The 2,834-nt window shown below is 37.1% G+C and carries 4 protein-coding genes and 1 pseudogene; 2 read left to right on the top strand and 3 right to left on the bottom strand.

Annotated features, from left to right (window positions below):
* Positions 1-281 precede the first annotated feature (281 nt).
* On the top strand, positions 282-560 hold the full coding sequence (locus ACFINX_RS09605; protein WP_375668753.1) for a type II toxin-antitoxin system RelE/ParE family toxin: 279 nt from the start codon (positions 282-284) through the stop codon (positions 558-560).
* Positions 561-570: 10 nt separating this feature from the next.
* The gene (locus ACFINX_RS09600; protein ID WP_375638182.1) at positions 571-879 is read left to right on the top strand and encodes a HigA family addiction module antitoxin; all 309 of its coding nucleotides are present in this window, start codon (positions 571-573) and stop codon (positions 877-879) included.
* A 75-nt stretch (positions 880-954) separates the two neighbouring features.
* On the opposite strand, the gene ACFINX_RS09595 is transcribed toward ACFINX_RS09600, so the two are convergent.
* The 3 genes and pseudogenes from ACFINX_RS09595 to ACFINX_RS09585 form a co-directional block, all read right to left on the bottom strand.
* A complete protein-coding gene (locus tag ACFINX_RS09595; RefSeq protein WP_375628617.1) occupies positions 955-1,206 on the bottom strand; it encodes a type II toxin-antitoxin system prevent-host-death family antitoxin in 252 nt (83 codons plus the stop codon).
* A gap of 122 nt (positions 1,207-1,328) precedes the next feature.
* Positions 1,329-1,607: a hypothetical protein gene (locus ACFINX_RS09590; protein WP_375638183.1), complete on the bottom strand. Its 279-nt coding sequence runs from the start codon at positions 1,605-1,607 to the stop codon at positions 1,329-1,331.
* Positions 1,604-2,334, bottom strand: a pseudogene (locus ACFINX_RS09585) (antA/AntB antirepressor family protein). Before ACFINX_RS09585 ends, ACFINX_RS09590 begins: the two are co-directional and overlap by 4 nt.
* Between the last annotated feature and the right edge of the window lie 500 nt (positions 2,335-2,834).

The raw sequence follows: 2,834 nt of genomic DNA, 5'->3' as shown, positions 1-2,834 counted from the left end.
GAATTTAAACTTCGTATTCACTTTATTAAGAATGGCAAGGGATCTAAGTTTTTAGCAATATTTGATCAGACAGCCGTCGGTATGGTCGTAAAATCCTTGATGTTAACGTGCAAATTTATCCCCTCCATGCACTTATTCTTCTCTTTACGCATGAGGTGGAGAAAAGAAAAACAAGTCTAGACGATAAGGGTTTCTAATGGGATGTTACTATTTTTTGCATTTTAGCACTTATAATGTAAGCTATTTGTTGACATTAACAGTATTTTACGCTATATAAAAGAATGATTAAAACGTTTAAAAGCAAAACATTGGCAGAATTATTCAAAACGGGAAATTCATCCAAGATTGATAAGAAACTTGTAAAACGTATCATGGTTCGTCTTGATCGTTTAGATATTTCTGAAAGACCAGAAGATATGAATCTTCCAGGATTCAACTTTCATTCTTTGATTGGATATTCACCCATTCGTTACACTGTCCACGTTAACGGACCATGGTGTATTACCTTTGAATTTGACTCATGTAATGCTTACCGTGTTGATCTTGAACAATATCACTAAGGATACAGTTATGAATGACATTCCTGCACAAAGAGATAAAAACCGTTGTCCTACTCATCCAGGAGAAGTTTTAGCAGAAATTATTCCTGAAACAGGCAAAACAAAATCAGAAATTGCGCAGATGCTTGGTATATCACGCCAACATCTCTACGATATTCTGAACGCAAAAAAACCTGTTTCTCCTTCTATTTCCGCTTGTCTTGGCAAAATGTTTGGTGATGGAGCTGCTATATGGTTACGTATGCAAGCTAATTATGACGCTTGGCATGCTGAACGTGAAACAAATGTTAGCAAAGTTCCAACACTTCACGCTGTTTGATCTCTTCCTCACTCTCAAGGGATAATGTTTTATGGAATACTGGATAAATAATAATATTGAACAACATCCCCTGCTTTAAACATGTTCATCACTATTCAAAATGTCATCTAAACCACGATCTAAATCATCTAATATATTTTGAGGTGCATCTGCATAAACAAAAGATTGTGCACCAGAACGCGCTTTTATTAATTCATGATATAAATCAACAGGAAGCATAATGATTTTTTCACGCCCTCGCTTTGTCAAAGCTACAGGTGTAGACATAGCCTCGTCTAAAATATCGCCTGCCCCGCGGTTTACATCTGTAAAACTATATTTTTTCATATGCACATCCTATCTTTAATGTATAATACGTATTATACGTACAATATGTATTATGTAAAGATATTTTACGGTATTAACCACCTCCCCGCCTAAAAGACGAGGAGATAAATCATGTTTTTAAATTAAGCAGCTTTCTTAACAGAATTTTTCAAACTCGGCTCGTAAGCTTTCAACAAAGGCTCCATAATAGAAGGAGGTTTTAAAGATCCAAAATTTGTAATCATTGCCAGAACTCTGAGTGCATTTGGTGATTCATCTTGAAGTTTTAAAATCAAAGCTTTTTCTATTGCATCCATGGTTTCAATCAGAGCATTAAAAGCCTTATCTTCGACATCATCACGATCAGAAAATTGAAACAAAGCCATCCATAAATCACATAAAAAGTCGATACTGGTGTTCATTGTACACCTCCATGGATTTGTTCTATCAAACAAGCTAATCCTCTGGATGTGATTTTTGTTGAAGGCAGCACCTTTTCTGTTCCGTCCGGTCTTTGAATGGTAATAGCGGGACAATCCATGAATCCTTTCTTTATTTTGTCCTGATAAGGTAACAGAGGCGCCCCTGGAGCCCGTCGATATACCCAGTCATGTTTACGCAAATAATCGGTTAAGTCCTTTGGTCGCACCTCTAACATCTTTGCTGCTTCAATAAGACCGAACAAACCATCAGAGCGTTTTAAACCTTCCAAAGCTTTTGCTTTTGGTGCTAATTCAGCGATAACATGATCTTTCTGTTCGATTTGGCTTTGTAAGTGATTCAAAACACCAAGCAATGCTTCCGGTTTGGAGTAGTCGACTTGCGGTGTTGCTACTTGTTTCAAAAGCCGTTCACATTTGATAAAGTATTGACGTGCTTCATGTCCTTTGTCATTACGCTCTATCATCGAAAGATGTTTAGCCATGTCTAATGTAAGTGGTATTCTTTTACCTTTCCACCGTTTTCTAAATTTTTAGAAAGCGTTATAAAGTTTATATTTTCCAGAAATTTACATTCTTTAATGCGATTTTTAATCCAGTCTGCAAACTTTGATGTAATTTCCAAAAATGCGTGCAACTCACGCGCATTAACAGTTTGAACAGTTTCCTGATCAATAACCTGTTCTGATATTTCTATAAGTGTGTTCATAATGAACTCCTTGGTAATAGACGTTTTTCATTGACACTTTTAACAAAGTGCCGGGCGCTGAAAAACACGGTACCAAGTCCGTCGTTACGCTTTTCTCGTAAAGAGTATTGTATAGCGTAACCACACCCGACAATATCATTATATGCGTGTAACATACAATGAGTCAAAGCCTTTAATGTGCGGAAAATAAACTATCTCGGTAGCTTGTCCGCTTGGTATTTAAGGTGTTTTTCAAGCACCTGATTCGAAAATACACATTGTAGAAATAATGTCAAGCAACTTTCGATAATTTTTTATCATAATGCCAGTCTAACAAATACAGCAATCATCCCCTTATTTTTTCCCATTCATTTCATTAGCCAATATTTTAAAGGAGCATAAAGTATGGCAACAGGTTTTCTACACGGTGTTGAAGTCGTTGAAGTTGACGACGGCACCCGCCCCCTTCGCGCGGTTCAGTCTGCCGTTATCGGGATTGTTGGCACAGCACCCGATGCAGA

Source organism: Bartonella sp. AP36NXGY (genome assembly GCF_042195865.1).
GTDB lineage: Bacteria > Pseudomonadota > Alphaproteobacteria > Rhizobiales > Rhizobiaceae > Bartonella.
The sequence above is the reverse complement of the archived record's forward strand: the minus strand, read 5'-3'. Positions and strand labels throughout refer to the sequence as shown.

Coding starts and splice junctions, on each gene's coding strand:
- ACFINX_RS09605 (WP_375668753.1), top strand. CDS start 282: ATGATTAAAACGTTTAAAAGCAAAACATTGGCAGAATTATTCAAAACG.
- ACFINX_RS09600 (WP_375638182.1), top strand. CDS start 571: ATGAATGACATTCCTGCACAAAGAGATAAAAACCGTTGTCCTACTCAT.
- ACFINX_RS09595 (WP_375628617.1), bottom strand. CDS start 1,206: ATGAAAAAATATAGTTTTACAGATGTAAACCGCGGGGCAGGCGATATT.
- ACFINX_RS09590 (WP_375638183.1), bottom strand. CDS start 1,607: ATGAACACCAGTATCGACTTTTTATGTGATTTATGGATGGCTTTGTTT.